This window comes from Acidithiobacillus ferriphilus, from assembly GCF_028215975.1.
Lineage (GTDB): Bacteria > Pseudomonadota > Gammaproteobacteria > Acidithiobacillales > Acidithiobacillaceae > Acidithiobacillus > Acidithiobacillus ferriphilus.
Window position 1 is genome coordinate 561,666 of sequence record NZ_CP116458.1, and the last position, 25,849, is coordinate 587,514.

Annotated in this window: 20 protein-coding genes; 1 reads left to right on the plus strand and 19 read right to left on the minus strand. The window is 61.1% G+C overall.

The window, feature by feature from the left end; translation table 11 throughout:
- Nucleotides 1-2: 2 nt before the first annotated feature.
- The 18 genes from PJU76_RS02800 to leuS form a co-directional block, all read right to left on the minus strand.
- Complete coding sequence (locus tag PJU76_RS02800) at nucleotides 3-1,388, minus strand: sigma-54-dependent transcriptional regulator (RefSeq protein WP_064218878.1); 1,386 nt, start codon at nucleotides 1,386-1,388, stop codon at nucleotides 3-5.
- Between the two features lies 1 nt (nucleotide 1,389).
- Nucleotides 1,390-1,890: a hypothetical protein gene (locus PJU76_RS02805; RefSeq protein ID WP_271780390.1), complete on the minus strand. Its 501-nt coding sequence runs from the start codon at nucleotides 1,888-1,890 to the stop codon at nucleotides 1,390-1,392.
- Nucleotides 1,890-3,374: a sensor histidine kinase gene (locus PJU76_RS02810; protein ID WP_215849205.1), complete on the minus strand. Its 1,485-nt coding sequence runs from the start codon at nucleotides 3,372-3,374 to the stop codon at nucleotides 1,890-1,892. The genes PJU76_RS02805 and PJU76_RS02810 overlap by 1 nt, the downstream gene beginning before the upstream one ends.
- 169 nt (nucleotides 3,375-3,543) lie before the next feature.
- On the minus strand, nucleotides 3,544-5,220 hold the full coding sequence (gene recN / locus PJU76_RS02815) for a DNA repair protein RecN (protein ID WP_271780391.1): 1,677 nt from the start codon (nucleotides 5,218-5,220) through the stop codon (nucleotides 3,544-3,546).
- Entirely contained in the window at nucleotides 5,220-6,107 is an 888-nt protein-coding gene (locus tag PJU76_RS02820) for an NAD(+)/NADH kinase (protein ID WP_271780392.1), read from the minus strand. The genes recN and PJU76_RS02820 overlap by 1 nt, the downstream gene beginning before the upstream one ends.
- Before the next feature lie 9 nt (nucleotides 6,108-6,116).
- Nucleotides 6,117-6,878 (minus strand): type III pantothenate kinase, encoded by a 762-nt coding sequence (locus PJU76_RS02825; protein WP_271780393.1) that lies wholly within the window; start codon nucleotides 6,876-6,878, stop codon nucleotides 6,117-6,119.
- A complete protein-coding gene (locus PJU76_RS02830; protein ID WP_271780394.1) occupies nucleotides 6,875-7,807 on the minus strand; it encodes a biotin--[acetyl-CoA-carboxylase] ligase in 933 nt (310 codons plus the stop codon). Before PJU76_RS02830 ends, PJU76_RS02825 begins: the two co-directional genes overlap by 4 nt.
- A complete protein-coding gene (locus tag PJU76_RS02835; RefSeq protein WP_271780395.1) occupies nucleotides 7,788-9,044 on the minus strand; it encodes a glutamate-5-semialdehyde dehydrogenase in 1,257 nt (418 codons plus the stop codon). The genes PJU76_RS02830 and PJU76_RS02835 overlap by 20 nt, the downstream gene beginning before the upstream one ends.
- Nucleotides 9,045-9,578: 534 nt before the next feature.
- A complete protein-coding gene (locus PJU76_RS02840; RefSeq protein WP_271780396.1) occupies nucleotides 9,579-11,039 on the minus strand; it encodes a class I SAM-dependent DNA methyltransferase in 1,461 nt (486 codons plus the stop codon).
- Nucleotides 11,040-11,154: 115 nt separating this feature from the next.
- Nucleotides 11,155-12,258, minus strand: a complete 1,104-nt coding sequence (locus PJU76_RS02845) for a Fic family protein (protein ID WP_271780397.1) — start codon at nucleotides 12,256-12,258, stop codon at nucleotides 11,155-11,157.
- The gene (locus PJU76_RS02850; RefSeq protein WP_271780398.1) at nucleotides 12,255-13,769 is read right to left on the minus strand and encodes a restriction endonuclease subunit S; all 1,515 of its coding nucleotides are present in this window, start codon (nucleotides 13,767-13,769) and stop codon (nucleotides 12,255-12,257) included. Before PJU76_RS02850 ends, PJU76_RS02845 begins: the two co-directional genes overlap by 4 nt.
- Complete coding sequence (locus PJU76_RS02855; RefSeq protein WP_271780399.1) at nucleotides 13,766-16,546, minus strand: type I restriction endonuclease subunit R; 2,781 nt, start codon at nucleotides 16,544-16,546, stop codon at nucleotides 13,766-13,768. Before PJU76_RS02855 ends, PJU76_RS02850 begins: the two co-directional genes overlap by 4 nt.
- Before the next feature lie 154 nt (nucleotides 16,547-16,700).
- Complete coding sequence (locus PJU76_RS02860; protein WP_271780400.1) at nucleotides 16,701-18,389, minus strand: ATP-binding protein; 1,689 nt, start codon at nucleotides 18,387-18,389, stop codon at nucleotides 16,701-16,703.
- On the minus strand, nucleotides 18,361-18,558 hold the full coding sequence (locus PJU76_RS02865; protein WP_271780401.1) for a helix-turn-helix domain-containing protein: 198 nt from the start codon (nucleotides 18,556-18,558) through the stop codon (nucleotides 18,361-18,363). Before PJU76_RS02865 ends, PJU76_RS02860 begins: the two co-directional genes overlap by 29 nt.
- Nucleotides 18,559-18,687: 129 nt before the next feature.
- Entirely contained in the window at nucleotides 18,688-19,887 is a 1,200-nt protein-coding gene (locus tag PJU76_RS02870) for an MFS transporter (RefSeq protein WP_271780402.1), read from the minus strand.
- A complete protein-coding gene (holA, locus tag PJU76_RS02875) occupies nucleotides 19,884-20,876 on the minus strand; it encodes a DNA polymerase III subunit delta (protein WP_271780403.1) in 993 nt (330 codons plus the stop codon). The genes PJU76_RS02870 and holA overlap by 4 nt, the downstream gene beginning before the upstream one ends.
- A gap of 1 nt (nucleotide 20,877) precedes the next feature.
- Complete coding sequence (locus PJU76_RS02880) at nucleotides 20,878-21,396, minus strand: LPS-assembly lipoprotein LptE (protein WP_271780404.1); 519 nt, start codon at nucleotides 21,394-21,396, stop codon at nucleotides 20,878-20,880.
- Nucleotides 21,393-23,858, minus strand: a complete 2,466-nt coding sequence (gene leuS / locus PJU76_RS02885) for a leucine--tRNA ligase (RefSeq protein ID WP_271780405.1) — start codon at nucleotides 23,856-23,858, stop codon at nucleotides 21,393-21,395. The genes PJU76_RS02880 and leuS overlap by 4 nt, the downstream gene beginning before the upstream one ends.
- 11 nt (nucleotides 23,859-23,869) lie before the next feature.
- Between leuS and PJU76_RS02890 the strand changes: the two genes are divergently transcribed.
- Nucleotides 23,870-24,007, plus strand: coding sequence for a hypothetical protein (locus PJU76_RS02890; RefSeq protein WP_271780406.1), 138 nt, complete (start codon nucleotides 23,870-23,872; stop codon nucleotides 24,005-24,007).
- Here the strand turns inward: PJU76_RS02890 and PJU76_RS02895 are convergent.
- The gene (locus tag PJU76_RS02895; protein WP_215892955.1) at nucleotides 24,000-25,523 is read right to left on the minus strand and encodes a SulP family inorganic anion transporter; all 1,524 of its coding nucleotides are present in this window, start codon (nucleotides 25,521-25,523) and stop codon (nucleotides 24,000-24,002) included. The genes PJU76_RS02890 and PJU76_RS02895 overlap by 8 nt on opposite strands.
- Nucleotides 25,524-25,849: the final 326 nt, after the last annotated feature.

The following is a 25,849-nucleotide window of genomic DNA, read 5'->3' on the forward strand; positions in this document are numbered from 1 at the left end:
CACTACTCTTCATCCCGGTCCTCCTGACCCTTGAAAAGTTGCGGAGCCAGACTGTGCTTGCGCATCAATTTGTAAAGATCAGTCCGATGTCGGCCAGCTATGCGCGCGGCGCGGGAGATGTTGCCATCCGTAGCGCGCAACAGGTTTTCCAGATAAGCACGTTCAAAGGCAGCCTTGGCATCTTGCAGGGGTGGAAAAGCGCTCTGCCCACCTTGGCGACCATTGTCGGGAATGGTGTCGGCGGCGACCCAGCCTTTTTCAGTGACCGCCGCGGCAAAGGTGACGGCGTTCTCCAGTTCCCGGACATTGCCGGGCCAGGATCGTTGCATCAGCTTGTCGAGGGCTTCGGGGCTGAAGCCCAGAATATCCCGATTCAGTCGCTGACTTTCCCGATCAAGAAAGTACTGGGCCAGCAGGAGAATATCTTCCGCCCTTTCACTCAGGCTGGGGACCCGCAGCGGGATTACATGCAGGCGATAGTAAAGGTCCTCGCGGAAGGCACCACTGGCGGTGAGGGTATGAATATCCTGATGGGTGGCGCTGATGACCCGCAGGTCGACAGATATCTCTGTTTTCGCGCCGACGGGACGTAGGCTGCCCTCCTGAAGGACGCGGAGCAATTTAACCTGCAGGGTAAGAGGTAAATCGGCAATTTCATCCAAAAAGAGGGTACCGTTGTTGGCGCTGCGGATTAATCCGACATGGTCCTGAGTGGCGCCGGTGAAGGCACCTTTGACATGGCCGAAGAGCTCGCTTTCCGCCAGTTCGGCGGGTATGGCGCCGCAGTTGACCGCAATGAATGGTCCGTCACAGCGCGGGCTGGCAGCGTGGATGGCACGAGCGACCCGTTCTTTGCCGGAGCCGCTTTCCCCGGAAAGGAAAACACTGGCTTTCGAACTGGCGATCCGCGCCAATTCGTCCACCAGCGCGGCCATGATCGGGCTGCGGTGGAGAATGCTCTGCCCCGCCTGTTCGCGCAAAGCTGTCCGGAGTTTGCGGGTTTCCTGACTGGCATGGCGCTGCACAAGGGCGGCTTTGGTCAGTTCTTGGAGTTCTTCGTTGCTGAAGGGTTTGCTCAGATACCCGAATGCCTGCGCACGCATGGCCGCTACCGCGTTGGGGATGCTGCCATGGGCGGTGAGCAGAATGACCGGCAGATCGGGGTCAAGCGCCTGCACCGCCTCGAGCACGGCCATCCCATCCATGCCCGGCATGCGCAGATCGGTGATGACCAGATCGGGCCTGTCCGTGTGCAAAATCTGCATGCCTTGCGCAGGATCACTGCTCACCAGAACATGGTATCCCTCACTTTCCAGCCAGAGGCCGAGCAGACGCAGAAAGTCGGGATCGTCGTCAATGGTGAGAATGGTGGGGATAGCTTTGGGCATCTTAGGGCCGTTTGGGAACGTGGTGGTCAAGAGATTTTTCGGCATGGTCATGGAGGAGATTTTCCAGACTATGCAGACGCACTTGTGTGGCAGCGGATTGTGCATGGGTGGCCGCTAATTGTGCCTGGGCCTTTCGGAGTGCTGCTGTACATGCGTCCTTGGTGGCGGTGTGTTCTTGCAGAGCGTGGACGATACGCCGCAGGGGGAGCGTCTTGGCAGCCACTTCGTTATTCTGAGCCGCCAACCCCAACTCTCTCGCCGCATTTCCTAAAGCCGTGCTATTCAGCGGCCCGCTACGCAAGTAAGCATCCGCTAACGCTTCGTGGATGCGTGCGCAAGCAGTGGATGTGGCCAAGCCACAGTGGGCGAGATCGTCATTGAGCGGTACGTTACGTGTTGCACCGGGCAGGAGGGACTGTGGCGTAACCTGTGCGCACGCACTCAGCATCGCGGCGAGACCGAGTGCGGCAAAAATCGGAGAGAGCTTAGTGCGTCGGCGCATCAAACGGCTTCGACATTGCGCGCAGCGGGTAACCAGATTTCGGCGCAGAGACCGCCGCTGGGGCGATTGTGCATCCTGATCCAGCCGCCTTGGGCGCCCACCAGTTCGCGGGTGATCGCTAGGCCCAGGCCCGTGCCGCGCGGTAGGCTGTTGCTGACCGGTACCTGATAGAAACGTTCGAAGACCCGTTCCAGCAGAGCATCAGGAATACCAGGGCCACTGTCGCTGACGCTAAAATGGACACCCTTTTGCTGCGCCGTTGCACGAACCTCAATTCGTCCGTCTGCCGGACTATATTTATGGGCATTGCTGACCAGATTGGTCAGAATCTGTCGCAGTCTTTGCGGATCGGCATAGACACTGAGTTGCTCTGCCCCGTCACAATCCAAGGTCTGATTTTTTTTATCCGTTAGCGGCTGCATACGTTTTTGCAGGTCGACCAGCACTTCGGCAACAGGGAGATCCTGCGGGGAAAAATCCAGGGAGCGCGCTTGCAGGGCGTGCATATCCAGCATTTCATGAATGGCGGCATACAACTCTTTGACCTGGCGGACGATGATTTCGAGCACTTCGTGCTGGCGCGGCAACAGCGGGCCGATGCGCTCACTGAGCAGGAGTTCACTGCCGGAACGCGCCGAGGCCAGCGGAGTTATCAACTCGTGGGACACCTGGCTGAGGAATTCGTGTCGCAAACGTTCTTCTTCCCGTAGCCGCGTCTGCATGCTTTCAATGCTGCGGGCAAGATCGCGGAGCTCCTGGGGGCCTTCACTGGCGACATTCGTCAGTTTGCCCGCGCCAATATCCTCCACGGCACGACGAAAGTCCTTGAGGGGCCGGGTCAGGGCGGTGGCTACCCGCCAGGGGATGAGTATGCTGAGCAAAGCGGTGATGAATACCAGTGCATAGAGGAGTTGCACGGCCCGGGTCCGTGCCGCAGCGGCCGCAGCGCCTTGCCGAGCGAGGAGCGTCGTCATCGCCAGATGTACGGCCTGAAATTTTTTTTCGACGGCGGCCTTGCTGGCCTTCGCGGCGGCGCTGTCGCCAACGGTCTGCGCATAATTGACCAGGCTGCCTTGCAACTGTTGCATGGCCATCATGAGAGCGGGGTGATTGCGGGTGGCGCGTTGTAGTGTTTGCAGGTCATGCTCTTCACTGGTCACCAGTTGGATGAAGGTCTTTTCATAACCCGCCTGCGGCAGCACCTGGGCAAGCTGACGAAAAAATTCCGCTTGACGCTGGGTGCTTTTAATTTTTAGCAATTGTTTTTGCAGGGGTAACCCGACCTGAACGAGGGTGTCGCTGCTGTTGCCGAGGGTGTGAATGGAGCGAACCGCGACGTAGACCACACCGCCCACCAGCAGCAGTATCGCCAAAGCGACCAGCAGTACCCGCCGCGGGATGGAGTCGGCTCTGTTATATTCTACGCGCGTCGGGACGACTGACTCGCGGTCTGTGCTGTGTCCTTCCATTAAATCGGCCGCCATTGGTTCTCCGGGTCTTTGGCACTGGACGCGCATTGGCATGCCCATGATACCCCTCACTAACCAGAGTGTAAGCGACCCAGGCGTCGAGGCCTAGTGTAGACCATTGGCTACGCTTAAACATCCATGTGAATGGAGTGGTTTGGTGTTGTGTCGACCCCGGCCGTTATACTCAGGACTCAGCACCGGCCAATAAGGCGGCTGCCGCCTGAGTAACGGCATCGCTGATTTCAATGCCGCCCAGCATGCGGGCGATTTCCTGCTGGCGCTCGGTGTGGTTCAGTGCGCGTACCGCGCTGAGGGTTTGCCCATTCATGACCTGTTTTTCCACCCGCAGGTGCTGGTGTCCCTGGGCGGCCACCTGTGCCAGATGGGTGACACAGAGGACTTGTTGGCGCATGCCGAGGCGGCGCAGCAGGCGGCCAACCCGTTCGGCAACCGCGCCGCCGATGCCCACATCCACTTCGTCGAAAATCAGGGTGTCGATGCGTTCGGGTGCGGCAAGAATGACCTGAAGCGCGAGGCCGATACGTGACAGTTCGCCGCCGGAGGCCACTTTGGCCAAGGGTTGGGCGGGATGACCGGGGTTGGCGGTAATCCATATTTCCACCTGATCCCAGCCGGTATCGCGCCATGGTTTTTCGGTTTCGGGGTGGCTGTTCAGGCGTAGCTCGATGGCCGCATGGGGCATCCCCAGTTGCTGGATTTGCGCGACGACGGCCTGGGCCAGCGCATCCTGTTGTTGCTGGCGCGCGCCGCTGAGGGCAGCGCAGCCCTCCACGTATGCCGCCCGCGCCTGGGCCAGCTCGTGCTCGGCGGCGCTGCGCATGGCGTCGAGATCTTCGCTGGCCAGCAACTCCTGGCGCAGAGCGGTTAGCTTGGCTAACAGCCCGGCTATGTCGCAGTGGTGTTTACGTTGCAGATCCTGCAGGAGTTGCAGGCGCTGGGCGATGCTTTCCAGCCGCTCTGGATCGGCCTCCAAGTCGGTGGCATAGGCGCGCAGGCCGGTAATGGCTTCTTCGGTCTGAATCAGTGCCGAGTTGAGCAATTCATCGCATTCCGCGAGACGGGGATCATGGGCGCGGGCGGCGCTCACGTGGCGTTGCGCTTCGGCGAGGGAGCGCCCAGCGGCGGTATCTTCGCCATCCAGCCGGGCGAGAGCGGTCAAGATATTTTCCCGGAGCTTGTCCACGGCGCCGAGACGCTGCTCTTCAGCGCGCAGGTCTTCCCATTCATCGGCCTGCAAGTCGGCGGCTTCCAGCTCGGCGAGCAGAAAGCGCTGCCAGTCTTCCTGCTCGTGTTGCCTGCCCTGCTGTTCCTGTAACGCGGCGCAGCGCTGGGCGGCTTGGCGCCATTGCCGGTAGCGGTCGGCAACGGTGCTCAGGATGGTCTCCAATCCGGCGAAACGATCCAGCAGAAACAGTTGGCGTTCCGGCTGAAGCAGGCTCTGATGCGCATGCTGGCCGAGAAGCTCGACCAGGATTTCACCGAACTCTTTGAGCTGGCCATTGGTGACACTGCGACCGTTGATGAAGGCACGGCTGCGGCCGTTGCGCTGAATGATGCGGCGCAGGAGGCAGACATCCTCGTCCTCGATTTCCTGTCCGCGCAGCCACTGACGCGCGGGATGTTCCGGGCCGAGACCGTATTCGGCACTGATTTCCGCTTGCTCGGCACCATGGCGAATGTCTTCGGCATGGCCTTTGTCGCCGAGGAGCAGGGCGATGGCGTCCACCAGAATGGACTTGCCCGCGCCGGTTTCGCCGGTGAGCACCGTCAGCCCTGCGGCGAAATCGACACTGACGGCGTCGATCAGGGCAAAGTCGCGCACTTGCAGGTTGAGGAGCATCAGTCTTCTCCGGGGGATTCGGCCCAGTGCAGTTTACCGCGCAAAATCTGGAAGAAGTTTTCCTCTTCGGGATGGATGAGGCGGGCGGAGCAGGGCGCACGACGGATGACGACTTCGTCGCCGATCTCCAGGGGGATGCTGTAGTGGCTGTCCAGACTGAGTGCGGCCGACTGGCGGCTGGCGGTGAGGCGGACGCGGATTTCTACGGTATCGGCTACTGCCAGGGGACGCGCAGTGAGGGTATGCGGGCAGATGGGGACGAGGAGGAGCGCCGCGAGGGCGGGCGTGAGGATGGGACCGCCCGCCGACATGGCGTAGGCGGTAGAGCCGGTGGGTGTGGCGATGATGAGCCCATCGGCGCGCTGGGTATAGACGAAACGGCCGTCTATCTGCACCCGCAGTTCAATCATGCTCTCGCCGCCGCCCTTGTGGATGAGGACTTCGTTGATGGCGAGGCCGGCATGGACACACTCCTCACCACGCCACAGTTCGGCATGGAGGACGCTGCGCGGATCTTGCTGATAGTGGCCTTTCAGAATGGGGGGCAGGGCTTCGCTGACTTGGTCGATGGAGAGGTCGGCGAGAAAGCCGAGCCGCCCTTGATTGATACCGAGAATGGGGATGCCGCTTTGTGCGGTTTGCCGTGCAGTCCCCAGCAGGGTACCGTCGCCGCCGAGGGCGATGACGAGGTCCGAATCGGCTTTTGCTTCTGCGAAAGAGAGCAGTGGTAGTCCCAGACTTTCGCCAATATCTGCCGCACACCCGGTTTCGAGAAAGGTAGGCAGGCCCTGGGCCAGCAAAAAATCCCGCAGGCTTTGCAGTCCGGGGCGGACCGAGGGGTCACGGTATTTGCTGACGAGCAGGACACGCTGGAAGGGTTTGGCCATGAGGATAGCCTACATGGGGGCGGGGCTGGCGCCAAGGGGCTGCGGCCATCCTTGTATCCACAAATAAAAGCCGCGCAGGAGCAGATGGGGCTGGTAGACGCTGCCGGGGATGCCGGGTTGCCAACGCCCGGCATCCCCACCGGTGATCAGTATCTGTGCCTGGGGGCTGTACTGGCGATAGTCGGTAATGGCGCCGCGCAGGGCATCGGCAAAGAGATGGATGACCCCGGCCTGAATGGCGCTGCTCGTGTCATTGCCCAGCATTTCCGCTGGGGTGTTCAGGACGACTTCGGGGAGGAGCGCCGTGCCTTCATGCAGACCGCGCAGGCTCATGGCGATACCCGGCAGGATACGTCCGCCCCGGAAATGTCCGCCAACCAGCAGATCGATAGTGATGGTGGTGCCCATGTCGATGACGATGCTGTCTTGGCCGGGGAAGTCCATGGCGGCGGCGAGCAGGCAGCAGCGGCGGTCAAAGCCGAGGCTTTCCGGCGGATGGTAGTCGTGCGGCACGGCGCGGCGAAAAAAACCGGGGTCGGGTTCGCGGACCTCTGCCGTAGCGAAGGCTTCCCGCCAGGCGGCAAGCGCCGCAGGCACGACGCCGCCCAGCGCGACGGGTTCCCGGTTAGGCGCGCTGAGCCATGTCAAGCCGGGCTGCTGCAGGATTTCCGCGGGTGGCAGTGAAGTGACAACGCTGGTGCTGTCAAAATGCACGCCATCGCGGCTGCGTGCCAGCAGGGTGCGAGTGTTACCGACGGAGATGAGAATCATGGATGTTGGGGCCGCAGGCTGACGTCACCGGCACTCAGCCAGACCGTACCGGTATCCGCCGTATAAGAGACCTGCAGGCGCCCGTCCGGGCCGAGGCCCAGCACCCGGGCCGTACGCACGCCCTGCGCGTCGCTGACCTGAACGCGCTGACGGGTCAGGCGATCCGCCTTCTTCCACAGGGGCAGGAAAGGCGTGAAGCCTTCCTCCGCAAAGCGCGCGAAGTCTTCACGCCATTGGCGGAGAATAGCGCCGGCGAGGGTACTGCGGGTGACCCTGATGTCGAGATCGGCGAGGCTCACCGCGGTGTCCGGCAGACTGGGGTCATCGTGGATGTTGAGTCCCAAACCCACCACCAGCCGGGTTTCTCCGTGGCGGCGCGGGCGGGCTTCGACCAGAATACCCCCCAGCTTGCGCCCCCCTACCCAAAGATCATTGGGCCACTTGACCCAGAGATCGGGCAGGCGTGCCTGTAGCAGGGTGAACACGGACAGGGCGGCAACGATGGTTAGTGCCGCATTGACCGGGCTGTGCTGAGTCCAGCCATAACTCAGGTAGAGATGGCGCCCGAAAGATGAAGACCACTGGCGCCCGCGCCGCCCGCGCCCGGCCCACTGGCTCTCGGTCAGGCGGACGTCGACGCGGGTATCCTGCAACACTTCGGTATTGGTCGAGGCGCAGCACAGTGACAGGTGGATACGCGCTGGGTCGATGCCGCCGACATCGGCAATTTCCTGGGCGGAGAGGGGCGCGGCGGGATATTTCAGGTGCATGCCGCCATCCCGCGCATAGAGGGGGAAGCCCCATTCGCCGGCCTCCGCGAGCAGTTCATCTAAATTATCGGTAGGCCAGGCATGGGGCAATCCATCGGCCACCGCCGTCAACAAGGCCTGTAATGCCGTCGAAGGCGCGTCAGGAGCGGATATGGCCATCTCCCAGGACGATCCATTTCTGCAGGGTCAGGCCCTCCAGTCCCACCGGCCCGCGTACATGCAGGCGGTTGGTGGAGATGCCGATCTCTGCACCCAGACCGTATTCAAAGCCGTCGGCAAAGCGGGTGGAGGCATTGACCATGACGGAACTGGCGTCCACCTCGCGCAGAAAGCGGCGGGCGCGGGTACAATTTTCGGTGATGATGGACTCGGTATGCTGGGAGCCGTAACGGTTGATGTGCTCCATCGCGGCGTCGAGATCGTCCACCACTTTGACGGAAATGATCGGCCCCAGGTACTCGGTGGCGTAATCCTCTGCGGTGGCGGCGATGGCACCGGGGATGCGGGGCAGGCCGCGTTCGCAGGCGCGAATCTCGATCCCCTTCTCCTGCAAAGCCGCGGCGATGGGGCCGAGCAGGTCGTCCATCCGCTCCTGATGAATGAGCAGACTCTCTGCCGTATTGCAGGTGCCCAACCGCTGGGTTTTGGAATTGAGGACTACCCTCAGTGCCTTGCGGGGATCGGCGTCGGCGTCCACATACACATGGCAGTTGCCATGCAGATGCATGATCACGGGTACGGTGGCATCGGCCTTGACGCGGGAGATAAGGCCCTTGCCACCGCGGGGAATCACCACATCCACATGGCGATCCATGCCGATCAGGATACCCACCGCTTCGCGCTCGGCGGTATTGACGTACTGGACCAGGTCGAGGGGCAGGTTGGCCCTGCCGAGGGCAGCGCGCAGGCGCTCGGCGATGGCCATGTTGCTGTGCAGGGACTCGGAACCGCCACGCAGGATGACGGCATTGCCCGATTTGACGCAGAGGCCAGCGGCATCGGCGGTGACGTTGGGGCGCGATTCGTAGATCATGGCGATCACGCCCAGGGGCGCGCGCATACGGCCTACCTGGATGCCGCTGGGGCGGTAACGCAGGTCGGTGATCTCGCCCACGGGGTCGGGCAGGGCGGCAATTTCTTCGAGGCCCTTGGCCATGGCTTCGATACGGGCTTCGTCCAGACGCAGGCGATCGATGAAGGCGGCGTCCTTGCCCGCTTCTTCGGCGCTGCGTAAGTCCTTGCGATTGGCGCGTTGCAGATGGTCGGCGTCGCGGCGCAAAAATTCCGCCATGGAGCGCAGGGCGCCATCTTTGGCGGCGCTGTCCGCGCTTTGCAAGCGGCGCTGGGCGCTACGGGCGCGTTCACCGATTTTTTCCAGTTCGCTACGTAAATCCAAGATGGAGCCTCCTGTGCTGGGCTCGGGCCGGACGTGAGGGCAACGGAAAGCCCGCCGCTGACCCGTGCCGGGAAACGGCAGCCCGCGTGGCCTAACCCGCGCGGGTATTGTTGGTATTGTGCCGTTCCGGGGCCATTCCGGCAATCCGTAGGCAGCGACGGCATTTTACCATACCGAAAGAAGGCCACCGTACCCAACACAAACAACTGCCTGCGCTACTGGGACCTGGCCACCGCCCGGAAACCGGCGTAGTTACAGGATTTCGTGTCTTGATCGAGCTAGATAAAAACAGAGAAAAGAGAGGAATTCGGGTGGCTAAAGGGGTAAAATCCGCAGCCTCCGGCGATCATCGAAATTCGCACCAACTGCGAGGTTCCGCCAGGGCTGGCCCTTCGCGGGTATGAAAAAGCCCGGAGCATGTCCGGGCTTTGGGATGGTGGTGGCGGGAAGTTTACAGCAGAACAACACGCTATTGGGGGCCAGGGCCAGTGAGCTCTGGCGCTGGTTGCTGCGGGCTGCCGCCAGCACCGTGGATCATTTCCCCTGCAATCCGGCAGCGACATCCCGGAATGAAGCCAATGCGGCTTCCAAATGGTCAATGATCTCTTGCTGCAAAACGTCTGGAGGCGGTAGATCGTCGAGGTTGTCCAGGCTGTCGTCCTTGAGCCAGAAGATGTCCAGACTGGCCTTGTCACGGGCCATCAAGTTGTCGTAGCTGAAAAACTTGAAACGTTCGGTGGCGACGCGCTCGTGGCGATTTTCCGGGTTGTAGCAGGTGATGAAATCCCGCAAGTCGTCCAGCTTGAGAGTGCGGGTTTTCAGGGTGAAATGCTTGTTGGTGCGCAGGTCGTAGAACCAGACCCCCTTGGTGTGAATCTGCCCGTCTTTTGGCTTGGCGTCGAAAAACACCACGTTGGCCTTCACACCCTGCGCATAGAAGATTCCGGTCGGCAGCCGCAGCACGGTGTGCACGTCACAGTTCTCCAGCAGCTTGCGACGAATCTTCTCGCCGGCGCCGCCTTCAAACAGCACGTTATCCGGCAAGACCACCGCCGCTTTACCGTCCACCTTCAACATGCTGACGATGTGCTGCAGAAAGTTGAGCTGCTTGTTCGACGTGGTTTCCCAGAAGTCCTGCCGCTCGTAGGTCAGCGCCTCCTTGTCTTCCTCACCCTCTTCGTTGGTGATGGTCATGCTGCTCTTCTTGCCGAAGGGTGGGTTGGCCAGCACGTAATCCACCTTGCGCTTGGGCTCGGTGATCAGCGCATCCGAACGCGCCACCAGCGGCTCGCCATCCAGCTCGCCAATGCTGTGCAAAAACAGGTTCATCAGGCACATGCGGCGCGTGTTGGGCACGATCTCGTTGCCGTGGAAGGTCTGGTCGCGCAGAAACTCTTTTTGCGCCTTGTTCAGTTGCGCGCCCGGGCGCGTCAGCCAGTTGTAGGCGCCCAGAAAAAACCCGCCGGTGCCGCAGGCCGGGTCGGCAATGGTCTTCATCGGCTCGGGCCGCACGCAGGCCACCATCGCCTCGATCAGCGCGCGCGGCGTGAAATACTGGCCAGCGCCACTCTTGGTGTCTTCCGCGTTTTTCTGCAGCAGCCCTTCGTACAGATCGCCCTTGGTGTCGGTGTCCAGGCTGATCCAGTTTTCCGCGTCGATCATCTGCACCAGGCGCGACAGCTTGGCCGGGTCCTGAATCTTGTTCTGCGCCTTAAAAAAAATCGCACCCAGCATGCCGGATTCCTGTCCCAGTTTGTGCAGCGTCGCCAGGTAATGCGCCTCCAGCGGCTCGCCGATTTTGCCGCGCAGGCTGGCCCAGTCGAACTCCGGCGGAATATGCGTGTCGCGGTTATACGGCTCTTGCGCGTACTCGTGCGCCAGCTTCAGGAACAGCAGGTAGGTGAGCTGTTCGAGGTAATCGCCATAGCCCACGCCATCATCGCGCAGGGTGTGACAGAAATTCCAGACTTTCTGGACGAGGGTGAAAGTGTTCATGGGCTTGCTGCTCCTTGAAGGGCGCCTGTGTCCGGCCGAACAGACACAAGCGAGTTTGTGTCCTTAATTGTGACAATTTCAGGACACAATATGGTTTGCGTCGAGCGGATCGGACTCAAAGTACCGTCCGGCCTTCTGCACAGTTCAGCAGTTCGGGGAAGGCCAGTACTGCCGCCCGCCGCCCACTAGCCTCGCGTATGACTCGCAAAATGCCGGTCTCGCGCAAGACGCGCAGGAATGGTGCCGCTGATTGCTTGGGAATGCCCGAACGCAGCACAAAGTTGGCCGACTGGAAGATGGGGCGGTCGAACAGCGCATCGAGTACGGCAATGGCATGCTGCGAGTGTGTCAATTCCACGATACGCCCCTTCATCTGCTCGTACAGTGCCAGCATCGCCTGAACGCGTGTCGTATTGCTCTGCGCCTGCTGTGCCACGGCATCGAGGAAAAAAGCAATCCATCCCGTCCAGTCGCCTTCGCGGCTGATAGCCTGAAGACGGGTGTAATACATTTCGCGATGGCTTTCCAGATAGTCCGACAGATAAAACATCGGGCTGGCCAGCGCCCCCTTCTGAAACAGGAACAGCGGAATCAGCAGTCGCCCGATGCGGCCATTGCCATCTTTGAACGGGTGGATCAACTCGAACTGCGCATGCGCCACCGCGCACTGCAACAGCACATCCACATCATTGCTCGCCAGATAGCGCTCCCAAGCCTGCAAAGGATCCAGCAGTTGCAAAGGCGATGGCGGCACGAAGCTGGCCTGCTCCATTGAGCAACCGGCGCTGCCAATCCAGTTCTGTTCGCGGCGAAATTCGCCAGGCGTCTTGTTGGCACCCCGCACACTATCCATCAGTGCAGCGTGCATCTGCTGAATCAGACCAAGGCCAATCGGCCGCTGCTCCACGACGGCAGTGGCTAGGGTCAGGGTTTTGCGGTAATTGACGACTTCCTGAATGTCCTTGGTTTTTTCCGCATCGAACTCCATGCCGGCCTCGAACTCCAGCACTTCATCGACCGTGGCCTGCGTGCCCTCGATTTTTGACGACAGCACCGCTTCGCGCTGGGTCAGCGGCGACAACATCACCGCCGGATTCACCACGCTTTGCAGCAAACCGTCGTAACGCGCCAACGCGGCATTGGCCGGGCCGATTTTCGGCAGCAATCGCACCAGATCAAGATGGGTCAGCGGCAGGGCATCCGGCACATAGGGCTTCACAGGCTTGCCTCCTTGGCCTTGCGGCCACGCAGTTTTCTGGTTGTCGCGCGCGCGACCCGCTCGGCGTGGATGCGCGCCAGCAGCACGCTGGCAGATTTGTCATTCGGGTCTTGCGGGACGAGCTGGCCGGAGAACGCGGCTTTGAGGATGTTCTGGCGTTGGGCGGCGGATTGTTTGAGGGAAAGGTCAATGGCGCGGTTGCTTTCCCTCGCTGCGCCCATCGAATCATCCAACATCTGCACGATTTCATGCTGCTCTAGCGTCGGCGGAACAGGGATCGCCACTTTCTCTAGAATTTCGAGATTGATGTTCTTCTGCGCCGTGGCAGGAGCCTCGTCTTCCAATTTCTGCTGGACACTTCGCATGAAGTACTCGACATAGCGAATCGAAACGTCATCCGAACCAGAGAGGAAACCAACGACGCTATCTGGGAAGCATGCGTCCATCGAAAGGATTGCCGTCTTCCCGATATTGGCGGCAATCGTGATGCACATAGTTCCAGCAGGCCAGAGTCGGCTCTGGGCCAACCCTGCCTCACTGTAAGAGGCCTCCACGTCGGATAGAAACGTATCAGCGTGGCGAATATCACCCGTCTGTACGAACGGGTACGGGCCTCCATAAAGGTGAGGGGCGTTGCGAGGGCGGTGTTTAGATCGACCACGATCCAGCCAACCAACTTGAGATAGCGTCGCCCACACCCACCCGTCCGGTAATTCCGGCAAATCGGTGGTATCCGGCTGCACCGGCTCGGGGTATTTCTTCTGCCAGTCCTTGGGCGGGGTTTTGTCTTGCTCTGCAAATTTGGCGAGTTGCTTGGCTTCCCAGCGGGCACGGCGTTCGGTAAGGATGCGCTCCAGCAGTTGCGCGCCGGTTTCGGTTGGCCGGTTCTGATTGCGCCACCCGGCGGTGAGCGCGCCTTCCACGGCGGCTTTGAGCAGCGACTGGCGGTATTGCCCCAGCTTTTTCTGCGCGGCCTTGAGTTCGGCCACGCCGGTATCGAGGTCGGAGAGCAGTTCTTCGAGTTTGGCGACGATGCGGGTTTGTTCGGCGGCGGGTGGTAGCAGCAACGGCAACCCATGCAATGCCTCTAGGCGGATGCCACTTACCGTCGTGCCAGAACCTAGATCCTGTATTACTCGCTGAGTGGCGCCGATCCAATGAAGCAGAAAATCTGGATTGATGCCGCTGCCGAGCACAAGTGCTTTCAAGTCTTGATTGATTGCACATGCGACCGTTGGGCGTATAGCCCTACCAAGGGCAATACGTGTCGCGACAATCAATGTGTTTGCTGGGATGAGATTCGTCGCGCTGTCAGCAATTGCTGCTTCGGAGATATGCTCCTCTGCATCGTTGGGCTTCAGTGCCTTCATGTCTTTGACGGTGAACCACGGTATCCGTCCACTAAAGTAGGCTGGCACCTTGCGCGATGGTGTGCCGCCACCGACGACCGAAATCAAAGCGTTGCCAAGCGTTGTTTCAACCCAACCGGATGGCAAATTCAGATCACTCACGCCACCAACTCCTGATTCATTTCATCCATCAGTCCATCCAGTTGCGGGCCAAACACGCCCCAGGCCTTTTGCAGCCCGCCCTTGCCGGCGAATTCGGCATAGTCGAAGTCGTCGCGGGCGATGCTGCAACTGCTGGCGATGTGGTCCTTGATCAGGCGCAGCCAGTCGGTCTGCTCGGGGGTGAAGGCGGTGGCGCGCTGGGCGTTGTGGCGGAAGATCCATTCCTGGAAGCGCTTGTCCACTTGCTCGCTGAAGGGCTTGAGTTCGGTTTCCATGCCCAGCGCAAAGCGCACCAATGACGCCAGATCGGTGAGCTGGCGGCGGGTGTCGCTGCCTTTGACCTGCGAGGCCTGCACGCGGACATAGGCGCTCCACAGGCGTTCGGTGGTGAGCAGCAGCGGCGGGCGGCTCAACCGGTCGTGCAATTCCTCGATCATGTCGAAGGTGAGGGCGCGGCGCTGGTAGGGCTGCTGGTAGAAGAAGCTCAGCGCAGCGATTTCGTCTTTGTGTTGGGCGATGTAACTGGCAAAGCTTTCGATCACCGCTTTGGCCTGCGTTTCGGCTTGCTCGCTGTAGCCAGAGAAGGTGACTTGATCGAGGTTGACATGGTCGATAAGTTGCTCGCGTTCGCGGCGGGCATTTTCGATTTCGTCACGCAGGGCGGGTTGATCGAAGGGCGCGCAGGCGGCGGCGACGCGTTCGGCGCGGGCGGCTTCGATTTCTTCGGGCAACAGAGTGTCTTCGCTGCGGGTGATGCCCTTGGCTTGGGCGGTGGCCAGCGCGGCGGCGACGATGGCGTCGGGGTTGAGCGCGGCGATCAGGCCTTTGCCCAGTTCCGCTACCGGGATGCCGCCCGAGGCTTTTGCTATGCGGGCCTGGGCTTTGTCGTCAAGTTGCTTGCCCAGGCGCACCAGCCGGTTGGCGAGCGAGAGCACGGTGTCGTCGTCGCGGTGGCCGATGGCCACGCCTTGCAGCAGGTCTTTCAGCGCCACGCCGGGTTTTTTCTCCAGCGGACGGCTTTCAGTTTGCAGCGACTTTTCCACCCCCACGGCGTCGATGAGGACGAAGCGGGTTTTGGCCCCATCGGCACTGTTGCTGACCCGCTTCAGGCTGTCGCCATCCAGCGAGCGCACGCCACGGCCTTTCATTTGCTCGTAGTAGCCCTTGCTGCGCACGTCGCGCATGAACAGTAGCACTTCCAGCGGTTTGACATCGGTGCCGGTGGCGATCATGTCTACCGTCACGGCAATGCGAGGGTTGTAGTCGTTGCGAAAGCTGGAAAGGATGCTGTCGGCATCTTCTTCGGCGCGGTAGGTGACCTTTTTGCAGAATGCGTTGCCCTGACCATACACCTCACGGACGATGTTGATGATGTCGTCGGCGTGGCTGTCCGTTTTGGCGAAAATGAGGGTTTTGGGCGTTTCTTTGCGCGCGGGGAATATCTGCGTTTCTACGGCGGTCTTCATGGCCTGGATCACTTTGCGGATCTGGCTGATGTTGACCACGGAGCGGTCCAGCTCCTTGCCGGTGTAAGCGGTATCTTCCTCGGTTTCGCCCCAGCGCTTCTTGCGGGTCTGGCGGTCGCGATGGTCCACCCATTCCTTGGCCTTCAGCTCGGCGCCTTTTTGGGTGATCTCGGTCTCGATCTCGTAGACGTCATAGCCGACGTTGACGCCATCGGCCACTGACTGCTCGTAGGTATATTCGGCCACGATGTTCTCGTTGAAGAAGCCGAAGGTGCGCTTGTCGGGTGTGGCGGTAAGGCCGATCAGGCTCGCATCAAAATAGTCGAGTACCTGCTTCCACAGGTTGTAGATGCTGCGGTGGCACTCGTCGATGATGATGAAGTCGAAGGTTTCCACCGGCACGGCCAGGTTGTAGCGAACGAACTTTTCCTGTTGGGCGGTTTGTTGCACTTCGTTGAGCGACACGTCTTCGGCCGATTCGTCAATCGGCTCACCACTCAGGATGGAGTACATGCGCTGGATGGTGCTGATGCATACCTGGGAGTGGGGGTCGATGTTGGGTGAGGCCAGTCTCTGCGCGTTGTACAGCTCGGTGAACTTGCGGCCATCGTCCGGCGGCGTGTAGGCCATGAATTCCTGATGGGCCTGTTTGCCGAGATTGCGGGTATCGACCAGAAACAGGATGCGTTTGGCACCGCCGAATTTGAGCAGGCGATAAACAGAGGTGATCGCCGTGAAGGTCTTGCCGGCACCAGTCGCCATGTGCACGAGGGCGCGGGGTTTGTTCAGCGCAAGCGACTTCTCCAGCCCGGTGACGGCGCTGATTTGGCAGTCGCGCAGATTCTGTTCCGGCAGCGCGGGGATTTGCTCGGCCAGGCGGCGGCGCAGGGTGTCAGGCTGCGCGAACCAGGAGGCGAGCGTTTCCGGCTTGAAGAAGTGGAAGATTTCACGCGAACGCGGGGCAGGGTCGGCGTTGTCGGTGAAGCGGATGATCTGACCCGTGGCCTCGAACAGGAAGCGCAGGGGCGAGTTGTCTTTGCGCCATTTGAGATTGGCGGTGGCATAGCGCTCGGTCTGGCTTTCGACAGCAGTGATGTTTTCGCCAGCGCTGTCCTTCTTGGCCTCGATCACACCCACCGCATTGCGGTTGACGAACAGCATGTAGTCGGCCGGTCCGGTGTCGGTGGGGTATTCGCGCACGGCCACACCCATGCCTGCCGCCAAATTGAGCTGCTTCACGTCTTGGATGACCCAGTCGGCCTGTTCCAGCTTCTGGTCAATCTGCTGGCGTGCCTTGGTTTCCGGCGTCATGCGTGCTCCTCCTGCGCCCGATACGCGTCTATCGCCCATGACGCTCGGCGCAAGGGCAATGCAACTATTTGATTCATTGGGCCGGCGCCGCCGTGTCGCCCAACCGCTATCGCCCAGCTATCGCCGATATGGTGCAAGTTGTCCGATAGCCCGTTCATGAAACTGCCCAGTACCGCCGCCAGCGGTTGTTGCCTTCAAAGCGCACGGCACCACGCCCGATTAACTCTTCCAGAGCGCGTTTAACTTGTTTGGGGTGTATCTCGCCACCGATGCGCCGATGGATGTCGCTGATGGCGGACCTGGGGTAGCGCTGCAGGTCTTCGAGCACCAGCGCGGCCAAACGATGCGGCTCGATGCGCTTGAGGGTGGTCTCGCCGGTGAATTTCAGACTGCGCAGCAGGCTCGGATCAACAAAATAGCGTGTTGCCTGGGTGCGGCCGGCGCTTTGCACCAAATGCCATTCCAGCAGGCGCTTGAGCCAAGGCTGCAGCACTTCGGTAGAAGGCAGCTCCAGTGTGGCGGCGAGTTCGCGGGCGGTCAGTGCGTCGTGCTGGGCCAGCAGCCCCAGGGCGATGCGCTCGCGTTGGGTGAGCTGGTAGGTCTGATCTGCCTTGGCAATGAAGTCGATGACCTCGGGTTTCAGGATGCGGCGGCGCACCGTGACCTGCACACGGTCGTGGGTTTCGATCAGTTCCGGTGCCGGGCGACCTTGCAACAGGAGCACCTCGAAGATATTGTCGAAGCCACTGCCTTCACGTTCCATCAGCTTCAGGTCGTGGAACAGACGGGCCAAGTGCTCGTTGCGGCGCACGGTGGTGTGCAGCACGTTCTGCGGCGTGACACCCAACGGCAGCGGACCGGGGTTGACTACCTCCAGCCGGTCCGGGTACAGGTTCAAGAAGATGTCGCCGCGCTGGGTGTATGGACGGTGCACCAACGCGTTGACCAGGAGCTCACGCACCACGATTTCGTCGAAAGCCGGCACGTTTTGGCGGTACAGACCATCGGGTAATTCATAGCGCTCGCGGAAGTCGGGCACCTCCAGCCAGACCGCCTCGATCAACTCCATCGGGCTCTGCGTGTGATCGTCCCACACCAGCTTGTTGACCTTCTGGCCGTGCTCGTCATACTTGATGAACTGGATCACCGGTGCCGTGGTCAGCTGGGCGCGGTGATGCTGGCGGCCAAGGCAGAGCACGCCCAGGTTGGTGAGGGCCTGCCCCTGCGCGAGCTGATAGTGGTCGAGTAGCTCCTCGTCAGTTTTTTCCTTGACCGATGCCTTGACGCGGTCGGATGCACGCAAAGCCTGCAGCAACTTGTCGCGTTTGGAAGCTTCCGCCTCGACGCGAGGAATATGCAGGGTGGTCTGCGTTTCCCACGACAGCGCGGAACGTTCGCTGGCCAGCCGCATCACGTCGTCGCCCGTGACGGGCTTGCTTTGGTCGGCCACGCGCAGGAAGTAGCGACCGTCGGTGGTGGATGCCACCGCCAGGGCGCGAGGAATGCGCAACTCGATGTACTGACCTCCATTTGGGGCGGTGACGACATCTGGCAGCACCGTAACGTTGACGGTGCGGTCGGCCAGCTTGCGCCGAAGGGTGTCGGGCAGGTCGGCAGGAATGTATTGACTGGCTGGCGGCGCATCCTGGCCATCCTCGATGCCCAGCAGCAAGTGACCGCCCGTTGCATTGGCAAAGGCAATGCAATCCTTGGCGATTTCGTTCCAGTCTGCCGTCTTGCCGGTCACTGCCCGCAAGGACTTCTGGTCGAGGAGTTGTCCTTCCTGACTCAAATACTGGCTCCCCCAGTTCTTCTCATCGGCTCTTGTCTCCTGAGTCGTCATCGGCACCACCCGCACGAACCCATTCGTCCACCTCGGAAATTTTGAATTTCCATAGGCGGCCAACCCGATGCGCAGGCAGTCCCTTGCGGTCAATCCACCGATAGATCGAGTCGCGCGTGACTCCCAGATGCTCGGTGAGATGTTCGACTGAAACCCATGGTTCAGTCATGGCGAAATCCCGAAAACGGTGTTTGATTGAGTCGCATAAAGTCGTAATCAGCGGCAAAGCAGCAATCTATCAGGTCTGGCGGGTGAGGGCTACATTTTGATGCGAAGCGCAGGCAGCGACGGCGAGCATTCAGGACTGCCGCCAAGGGGTGCCGCGGTAGACCCAGGTGGCGAGGAGTGTGGTGGCGACGATGGCGATGCAGGCGGAAAAGCCGAAGGCATAAGGGGCGCCGACCTCTTCCCATACCCAGCCGAACAATAATCCTGCAGGGATCGCGCTGATGCCGGTGGCCAGGTTATACCAGCCAAAGGCCGTGCCGCGCTCGTCGGCTGTGGTCAGATCATTGATCTGGGCCCGTTCGGCCCCTTCGCTGAAACCAAAAAACAAACCATAGGACAAGGCCACCGCCCACAACAACGGGAGGCTTTCCACCATGGCGAACAAGGCGTAGTTGCAGCCGTAGGCCGACCAGCCGATGAATAAAACGGGCCGCCGTCCCAATTTGTCGGCCAATCGTCCGCCACCCATGCCGGTGCTGCTCTTGGCCGCATGGATGGAAGCCCAGAGGAGAAGTACTTGGACGACGTCCATACCGAGCTGATAAGCGCGCAGAAGAATGAAGGTTTCGGTGGCGCGGGCCAGGGTGAACAAGCTCAGCGTAAGGAGATAGCGCCGGATGTGGAGTGACAGGTGGCGCGGGTTCAGAGAGATACGGGTTGGGGTCCGGTGATTGGGTGGTCGTCGCAGCTCACGTACACCGCCACCGATGAGCAAAATGGCGACGGCGCCGGGGATGGCCGACAGGAGGATGACCTCCTCCAAGGGGATTCCGGAAAAATGTAAAACTGCCGCTGCCACCAAGGCCCCCAGCACCGCGCCCCCATTGTCCATGGCCCTTTGGTAGCCAAACGCAAAGCCGATGCGTTCCGGCGGCGTGGAATCTGCCAGCAAGGCATCTCTTGGTGCGGTGCGGATGCCTTTCCCCATCCGGTCGATACTGCGGACGAGCAGGAGCGCGGGCCAGCTTCCCACCACAGCGATGAGCGGCCGCGCCAGATTGGAAACGGTGTAGCCGATCACCGCCAGCCCCTTGCGCCGCCCACCGATGAGGTCGGAATGCCGGCCGGACCAGAGTTTGAGAAAGCTTGCTACGGTATCCGCCACCCCTTCTACCAGGCCCAGGGCCACCGGACCCGCAGCGAGGATGGTGGCCAGGAGGACAGGGATGAGAGGGACCACCATCTCTGAGGCAAGATCATTGAAAAAACTGACCAATCCGAGAACGAGAACGGTGAGTGGCAGGGCCTGGCGCATGGGTGCTAACGTCACCTGCACATCCGCAGGCAGAGATCGGTCAGTGCCGGCCAGACCGGCGTGGGGTCCTGTCCCTTGATGCGGGCGTCAATGGCGAGGCAGTCCTCAATACCTGCCCGCAGCCCCGGGCGGGTCAGGCGCCGGGCGGCATTGCGCAGCCAGCCCTGCCGTGGCGGGAAAATACGGTTCTGCTGGAAGAATGCATCGGCATCCACGCCGCCGGCCCGCAATTCAGCCAGTAGGCGCAGGTCCTTGTGCAGTACCCACAGACACAACGCCGGTTCACCGTCGCCACTGCGCAGGCGGTCGAGAATGCGCAGGATTTGTTCCGTCTCGCCGCGCAGGACCGCATCGGCGAGGTCGTAAATGGTGAACTGGCTGCTGTCTGCCAGTATCGCGCGGATAGCGGTGACATCAATGTTCTGCCCAGGATAGACCTGTTGCAGCCGCTGAATGGCCTGATGGCAGGCACTGAGATTGCCGATGCTGAGCTCGGTGAGCAACTGGACGGCGGCGCTATCGGCCTGCATCCCGGTGGCGCGCAGTCGCTGCTCTACCCAGCGCGGCCAGTCCTGCCCTTCCGGGCGATACAGCAGGAGCGTGTGGCCGCGGGTTTCGACGGCCTTGAACCAAGCGGTTTTCTGCGTGCTGGCGTCAGGGCGGGGGCCACTGAGGATCAGCAGGGCGTCGGGAGGTGGCGAGGCCAGCCAGTACTGCAGGGCGGCGCTACCTTCTTTGGGGACTTTGGGATTATCCAGACGCAGCAGGAGCAGGCGTTGTTCAGCGAAAAGCGAACCGGCGTTCCGCTCGTCGCGCAAGGCATCCCAGACAGTACCACCTTGTTGGCCGAGGCGCTGTTTCTGGGCGAAACCATGCTGCGCCGCGGCGGCGATCAGGGCGTCTTCCGCCTCCTGCAAGAGCAGGGGCTCATCGGAAAAGAGGCCATATACCGATGCCAGAGGGCTGCGTAAATGGCTGGCCCATTGCGCCGGCTTCAGCCGCATTTCAGGGAGCCTGTCGGCGGAAACCGGGGCTGTTGAGCACCCGCCGCAGAATTTGCCGTGCGCCCTGTTCCATCAGCAGGCGTTGTGAGGTGACCTGCTGCTCATTGGTCGCCAGTGGGTTGCCGCTATTGTAGCTGAAGCTGTTCTCCATGAGCAGCGGTTGCGACGCGAGGAGTATTTTATGGTCGCTGCCGATGACGCTGATTTCGGCGTGCAAGGTGTCGAGAAACTCCAGCGCCACGCCGCTGCTTGGGCTGATGCTGATGATCCGCTGGCTGACATATGCATTGTCGATCTGCAACAAGGGACCGCCCTGCTGCGCGTGGTTACCGTCACGCTGTAGTGCACGATCAACGGCCTGCGCCAGAGCGCCGCCAGCAGGGCCGGTGCCCGTCACGCGCAAGCCGGTCAGCTTCGACGGAATACTGGCGCCGGTTTGCAGATGAAAGCCGCAGCCACTCGGCAGCAGTGCCAAGGCTGCGACAAGCCACCAGAGATTCCATTGCCGGGCGCGGCTCATCCCGCCACCACGTTGACCAGACGACCGGGTACGATAATCACCTTGCGCACCGTTTTACCCTCCAGATGGCGTTGGATGGCCGGATCGACCAGTACCGTCTGTTCGACGCTGGCGTTATCCGCATCAGCGGGAAAATCCATGCGTTCGCGCAACTTGCCATTGATCTGAATGACCATCGTCACGGTATCGCAACGCAGTGCCCCGGTATCAGCGACGGGCCAGGACGCATGACTGATCACGCCGCTTTGCCCCAGCTTTTCCCAAAGCACCTCGGCGATATGGGGCGCAAAGGGGGCCAGCAGCAGGGTCAAGGCGCGCAGTCCTTCGCCCAGCACCGCCCGTAAGTCGGCCGGGGCATCCGTAGAGACCTTCATCAGGCTGTTGGTCAGCTCCATGATGGCGGCGATGGCGACGTTGAAATGATAGCGCCCGTCCATGTTGCGGCTGACCCGATCAATGCACTGATGCACGGCGCGGCGCAGGTCCACCGCCTCGGCGGAGAGCTCTGCGGGCAGTGCCGGGGGCGTGGCGCCATACTCGTGGACCAGGCGCCAGAACCGGTTGAGGAAGCGGTAAGCACCTTCCACGGCGCTGTCCGACCACTCCAGATGTTGTTCCGGCGGCGCCGCGAAGAGGATGAAGAGACGCGCGGTATCGGCTCCGTAGCGGTCGATCAGGCCTTGCGGGTCCACCGTGTTGCCCTTGGATTTGCTCATCTTGCTGCCGTCTTTGAGCACCATGCCCTGAGTCAGCAGATGGCGGAAGGGCTCATCGTGAGCGCCGTCGGCAGGCAGCAGTCCGACATCGCGGAGCAGGCGGTTGAAGAAGCGGGCGTAGAGCAGATGCAGCACCGCGTGCTCCACACCGCCCACATACTGATCCACCGGCAGCCAGTCGGCGGCGCGCTGGTCGAGCATCTGTTCGGCATCGGGGCAGGCGAAGCGGGCGTAATACCAGGAGCTCTCGACGAAAGTGTCCATGGTATCGGTTTCCCGCCGGGCTGCGGCGCCGCATTGCGGGCAGGCCACCTGGGTGAACTCGGGGTCGTCCAGCAGCGGCGAACGCGGGTCTTTAAGCTGGTAGTGGGTCGGCAGGATCACCGGCAGATCCTGTTCCGGTACCGGCACGACGCCGCAGTGGGGGCAGTGGATCATGGGAATGGGCGTGCCCCAGTAGCGCTGTCGGGAGATACCCCAGTCGCGCAGACGGAAGTTGACGGTCTTCCGCCCCAGTCCCTTGGTGGCTAATGCCGCGGTGATGCGGTCCTTGGCTTCTTCATTGGGCAGACCATCGAAAGTCCCGGAGTTGAATAAGGTGCCGCTGCCGGTGTAGGCCTCCGGCATGGCTTCGCCGTCGGAAGAGACACCCCCGGCCTGAATCACCGCGCGAATGGGCAGGCCATATTTGCGCGCGAACTCAAAGTCACGCTGATCATGGGCGGGCACACTCATCACCGCGCCCTCGCCATAACCCATGAGCACGAAATTGGCGGTCCAGACGGGTAGTTCCGCACCGGTAAGGGGATGCCGCACGTGCAGGCCGAGCGAGTGCCCCTCCTTCTCCTGGGTTTCGATGCTGGCTTCGGAAACGGACCCATGACGGCAGCGTTCGAGGAAGGCCGCGAGTTCGGCGCTATTTTCCGCCGCCTGAACGGCTAGGGGATGTTCAGGCGCTACCGCCAGATAGGTCGCCCCCATCAGGGTGTCGGGACGGGTGGTGAAGACCTTGATGACCCCGTCGCCAGTGGTCAGTGGGAAATGAATCTCTGCGCCTTCCGAGCGACCGATCCAGTTGCGTTGCATGGTCAGCACCTGCTCCGGCCAGCCCTCGCTCAGGGTGTCGAGGCCGCTCAGCAACTCTTCGGCGTAGGCGGTGATGTTCAGGAAATACTGCACGATCTCCTTGCGCTCGACCGGCGCGCCGGAGCGCCAGCCACAGCCGTCCACCACCTGCTCGTTGGCGAGGACGGTCTGGTCCACCGGGTCCCAGTTGACGGTGCTCAGCTTCTGATAGACCAGCCCCTTCTCCCAGAGCTTCACGAACAGCCACTGCTCCCAGCGGTAGTAATCCGGCGTGCAGGTGGCAAACTCCCGCGACCAGTCGTAAGACAGGCCCAGCCGCTGCAACTGGCCGCGCATGTGGGCGATGTTGTCCATGGTCCACTGCGCCGGGGCTGACCCGTGCTTGAGGGCCGCATTCTCCGCGGGCAGGCCGAAGGCATCCCAACCCATGGGCTGCAGAACTTCCTTGCCCCGCATCCGCTGATAGCGGGCGATGGCGTCGGCGATGCTGTAATTGCGCACATGTCCCATGTGCAATTGCCCCGAAGGGTAGGGGAACATGGCGAGGGCATAGAATTTGTCTCCCGAGGGTGCCGCGGCGGCCTTGAAGGCCTGCTGATCGTGCCAGCGCTGCTGCACGGCGGCTTCGAGTTCTTGTGGAGAATAGGCGGGAGTGTCCATGGAGTTATCTTATGCCGGATACCAAATGTGGCACAAAGGTTGCCATAGGCACCGGGGTGGCGCAATGGTTTACCAACTGCCTAGCGCTGTTCGATGCCTACCGTCCTCTGGCGGTTCAGTACTTCATGGTCAGGGATGCCTTCAGCTAATCTTGTCATCCGCCACATGATAACGCGGGTCTTCTGACACGTTAAAGACGACCAGATCCTTTGCCTTCTCCAGCAAATCCCGGCAGTCACCGCTCAAATGGCGCAGATACAGCTTTTTGCCCCGCTTCTCGTAGCGCTCGGCCAGCGCATCAATAGCCTCGATGGCGGAATGATCGACAATCCGCGCCTCGCCGAAGTCGATGATGACCACGTCCGGATCTTCCGCCGGGGTAAAGAGATTACGGAAGGCGCTCACCGAGGCAAAAAACAGCGTTCCTTGCAGGGTGTAAATCTTATGCCCCTCCGCATTGATGCTGGTTTTGACTTCAATCTGCTTGGCGTGCTGCCAAGCAAAGGCCAGCGCCGCGATGATGACCCCCGCCACCACCGCCAGGGTGATATTGACCAGCACCGTAATGGCGGCGACCAGAATGCCGATGACTATGTCGGTGCGCGGCACCTTGCCGAAAAAACGCAGACTGCTCCATTCAAAGGTCTTTTCCACCACCACGAACATCACGCCGACCAGTGCGGCAATGGGCACCTGCTGAATCCAGCGTGAGGCCAGCACGATAAAGGACAGCAAAAAGAGGGCCGTGGTAACGCCCGACAGGCGCTTGATGGCGCCGTTGCCGACATTGATGATGCTCTCCCCCAGCATGGCGCAGCCGCCCATGGCGCCAAAAAAACCGCTGACCACATTGGCAAGGCCCTGCGCCATGGATTCCTGATTCGGCTTGCCACGGGTGTCGGTCATCTCGTCGATCAGGTTCAGGGTCAGCAGGGTTTCCACCAAACCGTTGGCGGCCATAACCAGGGCGTAGGGGAAAATGACGACCAGGGTGTGCCAGTTCAATGGCACTTCCGGCAGATGAAAGCTGGGCAGGCCACCGGCCAGCGATGCCACATCGCCGACGGTCACCGTAGGAATCTTGAAGACGACGACGAAGAGGGTGGTCAGTAGCGCACCCGCGAGCGTTGCCGGGATCGCCTTGGTGAGGCGCGGCGTCAGATAAATAGCCAGCATGGTCAGGGCGACCAATCCGATCATGATATAAAGCGGCGTACCATGCATCCAGACCATGGCGCCTTGGGCATCCTTGATCTTGAAATGCTCCAGTTGCGCCATGAAAATCACGATAGCGAGGCCGTTGACGAAACCGAGCATGACCGGGTGGGGGATCAGACGCACGAACTTACTCAGCCGTGCCGCCGCGAAGAAGAGTTGCAGCAGGCCCATCAGGATGACGGCAGCAAACAGGTATTCGGCCCCGTGGGAAACCACCAGCGCCACCATCACCACCGCCGTAGCACCACTGGCGCCGGACACCATACCCGGCCGGCCGCCCCAGAGCGAAGTGATAAACACCAGGATAACCGCCGCGTACAAGCCGGTTAACGGTGAGACATGGGCGACAAAGGCAAAGGCGATGGCTTCCGGCACCAGAGCCAGCGCCACGGTAATGCCACTGAGGATGTTGATCTTGTTTTCTTCGAATCGGGACAGGCGTTGCATCGGACTGCTCCACTTGAGGCAAATGCGTCTCCATGCCGGGTTGGGCGCTTAGGCCCCAGTGCAGCAGGAAGCGGCAGAAGAGTTCGAGAATGAGAAGGGCGAGAGCTTCGCCAGAGTGCGGTCAGCAGTGACCACAATATAAGGGCGGGGGTTGAAACTCACATCGGAGGATGGCACCTGATTCATTGACTTAATGGCCAAATACCGTACCAGAAATCAGATTTATAATCAAACTTGGTTTGTCCCCAGCCTTTGTTGCCATTGGCGCGCCAGCGCCCACAGGGTTAGACTAGGGTGCTTATCACGGGTCTCAAATTTCATCGTTC